Annotated in this window: 4 protein-coding genes; 1 reads left to right on the top strand and 3 read right to left on the bottom strand. The window is 60.4% G+C overall.

The window, feature by feature from the left end:
• On the top strand, positions 1–279 hold a 279-nt coding region (locus ACYVDE_RS20190; RefSeq protein WP_460503335.1), incomplete at its 5' end, for a T9SS type A sorting domain-containing protein.
• A gap of 83 nt (positions 280–362) precedes the next feature.
• On the opposite strand, the gene ACYVDE_RS20185 is transcribed toward ACYVDE_RS20190, so the two are convergent.
• The 3 genes from ACYVDE_RS20185 to ACYVDE_RS20175 all read right to left on the bottom strand — a co-directional run.
• Positions 363–998, bottom strand: a complete 636-nt coding sequence (locus ACYVDE_RS20185) for a hypothetical protein (protein ID WP_460503334.1) — start codon at positions 996–998, stop codon at positions 363–365.
• Between the two features lie 171 nt (positions 999–1169).
• A complete protein-coding gene (locus tag ACYVDE_RS20180; protein ID WP_460503333.1) occupies positions 1170–1610 on the bottom strand; it encodes a DUF2147 domain-containing protein in 441 nt (146 codons plus the stop codon).
• Positions 1611–2273: 663 nt separating this feature from the next.
• Positions 2274–2510 (bottom strand): hypothetical protein (locus ACYVDE_RS20175; RefSeq protein WP_460503332.1); only part of this gene is annotated, 237 nt, incomplete at its 5' end.

Raw genomic sequence — 2510 nt, 5'->3', positions numbered from 1 at the left:
GACAACTCGCTGGTGCTGGCCACTCACACCGCAGCTGGGCTGGCGCCGCTCTCGCTCTATCCCATTCCCTGCCACAATGTGCTGCAGCTGGCGGCCCTGCCCGCGCCGCTGGTGCGGGCCGAAGTGGTGGACGCCACTGGCCGGCTGGTGCTACGGCAAGTGTTGCTGGCCGCTCAGCCCCAAATCGATACGCACGCCTTAGCGCCGGGCCTCTACTACCTGCGCCTACTCACGGCTACCGGCGAAATGCTCGGCCGGGGGCAGTTTGTGCGCGAGTAAGCTGCAGGCAGTACCAATAGCAATGCGCTAGGCTCCGCGAGGGGGCTAGCGCATTGGTTTGGTGGCTAACGGCCCTATCGGGCTCAAAACCGCTGATAATAGTTGGCAATCAGGGCCTGCGTTTCGGGCGTGGGGGGCGGGGCATTGAGCAAGTCGCGCAACAACTCCTCGAAGGGGGCGGCCGGCGTGAAGCCGGGCTGCCGCACCGCATTGCTGGCCACCCGAATAAAGAGCGGCTCGCCGTTCACAGCCACCAGGTCGATGGTAACCAGGCCGAAGCGCTGGTTGCAGTCGCCGGTGTCGGGGCAGTCGGTGGGGTTGGGCTTGAACAGCTGCTTTAGCGTGGTTTCCGCCAGGTGGGCTTTGTGCTGGGTGCACTGGTCGGCGCAGCCGCGGTGGTAGCCCAAGGCCAGTAGGCGTTCGCCCAAGTGCTCGTAAAAATGCCGGAAATTGCCCGGGCCGATGCTGGCATCGTAAAAAAACAGGGCACCCTCGCGGCCCACTTCGCGCAACGGCTGCACCTGGAAGCCCCGCCGGCCGCCGGCCCCGACCTTGTGCAGGTGGTAGGCCTTGTAGTAGGGCTCCAGCCAGTTCAGAAATACCTGCTGCTCGACCCAGCGGGCGTGGCGGCGCACCTGGGCTGGGGTGAGTACCACGGCGTGCCAGGCAGCCGGAGCGGCCTCCTGCGAGCGGAATAATTTCTGGAGGAAGTTGAACAAAGCGTTAAATCGTAATGGAGTCGAAACACGGGCCCGGGCAAATAGTTTCTGCGGCCGGGCGGCTCAGAGGCGCAAAAAATCTGGTTTCCGGCGGCCAGTAGCCGAAATCGGGCCACAAAAAAGCCGGCTCCCCGCGAGGAGCCGGCTTAGCTGGTACGTTGCGCCGGGGGCTTATTTCACCCGCGTCCAGGTTTGCGACTTGCCGATGAGCGAGAAGCCGATGTAGCCTTTTACTTCCATCGTGTTCTGGCTTTCCATCTTCATGTAGCAGGAGTAGGTCTTGCCGCTTTCGGGGTCATAGATTTTGCCATCGTCCCACTTGTTGTCGCTGTCGTATTTGAAGCCCTGCATGAACACCAGGCCCAGGCGCGGACGGCTGCGCAGCTTCGGGTCAGGGTTCTGCGAGTCGGTTTTGGGCTTGCCGGTGGCCGGGTCGTTGGGCACGGTCAGGCTCACGATTTTGCCGCACAGCTTATCGCCACACTTATAGATTTCGAACGTGGCCTTCTTCTCGGAATTGGTCCAGACGCCCAGCGGCGACATGGTTTGGGCCGAGGCCATGCGGGCAGCGCCCAGCACGAGGAGCACGAGAAGGAGCAGGGTTTTTTTCATTGAAAATGAAGATTGGGTGAGATTTGAGAAGAAAAGTACGCGAAAAAAATCCGGAAGCTGAACAGCTGTGTCGTTGAGGTGATAGGCAAGTTTACGGCCAAGTTCGTTGCCCGGCCGGATTGGGTGGTTTTTTTGGTCGGCCGGCTAAAATTAATGGCACTGTAAATCAGCTGTAAAGCCGCAATGCGACCGGATTTGCCCAAAAATAGCCCCGTAAATTTTGAACCTTAGCCCCCGCGATTAACTTTACCGCTCAGTAGTGAGTGCTACGGCCCCGCTCAAGCAGCCCTAAGGTGCTGGGCCGCGCGAGCGGGAGTTATGTCGAACGTAAAGAAAGGAGGTACAAAATGTCTAGTAGTCCCAAACAAATCCTGCCAAGCCTGTCGAATGTCGTACGCTTCACCGCAGTACGCGCCTAACAACAGCTTCGTGGGGTAGCTCCTAAGGCTACCCACATTCGGCCAGGTCTTATCTGAAAGACGCCGGAACTGTACCCCAGTTTCGCCGCTTGGTAAGATTTGAAGGATTAGATGCCCGGTTTGCCCAGTCGCCCTTTAGTGGGACGGCAGAGGCAGGCCGGGCATCGCTGCGTTCGGGCGGTTCGGTTTCGGGCGGCGGGCCGCGTTGCGTTAGCGCTTGGCTGCGGCCTTCTTGACGGCAGATTTAACAGGCGCTTTTTTCGGTATTGCCTTTTTCGGGCTCACCATGCGGAGTTTGGTCGCCGCTGTGGTCGTTTTTTTGGCGGCCGTCCGGGTAGTGGTTTTGCGGTTTGAGGCAGCTTTGGCGGCAGTAGCCTTCGTTGCTAACGCCGCTTGAGTTTTGCTCGCCGGGGTGGCTTTCGTGGTGGGCTTGCGAGCTGCGGCGCGGCGTGCCACGGGCCGCGTGGGCAGCGCCTTGGGC

The organism is Hymenobacter agri, assembly GCF_054778495.1.
Note: the sequence above shows the minus strand (reverse complement) of the source record. Positions and strands in the feature narration are given on the sequence as shown.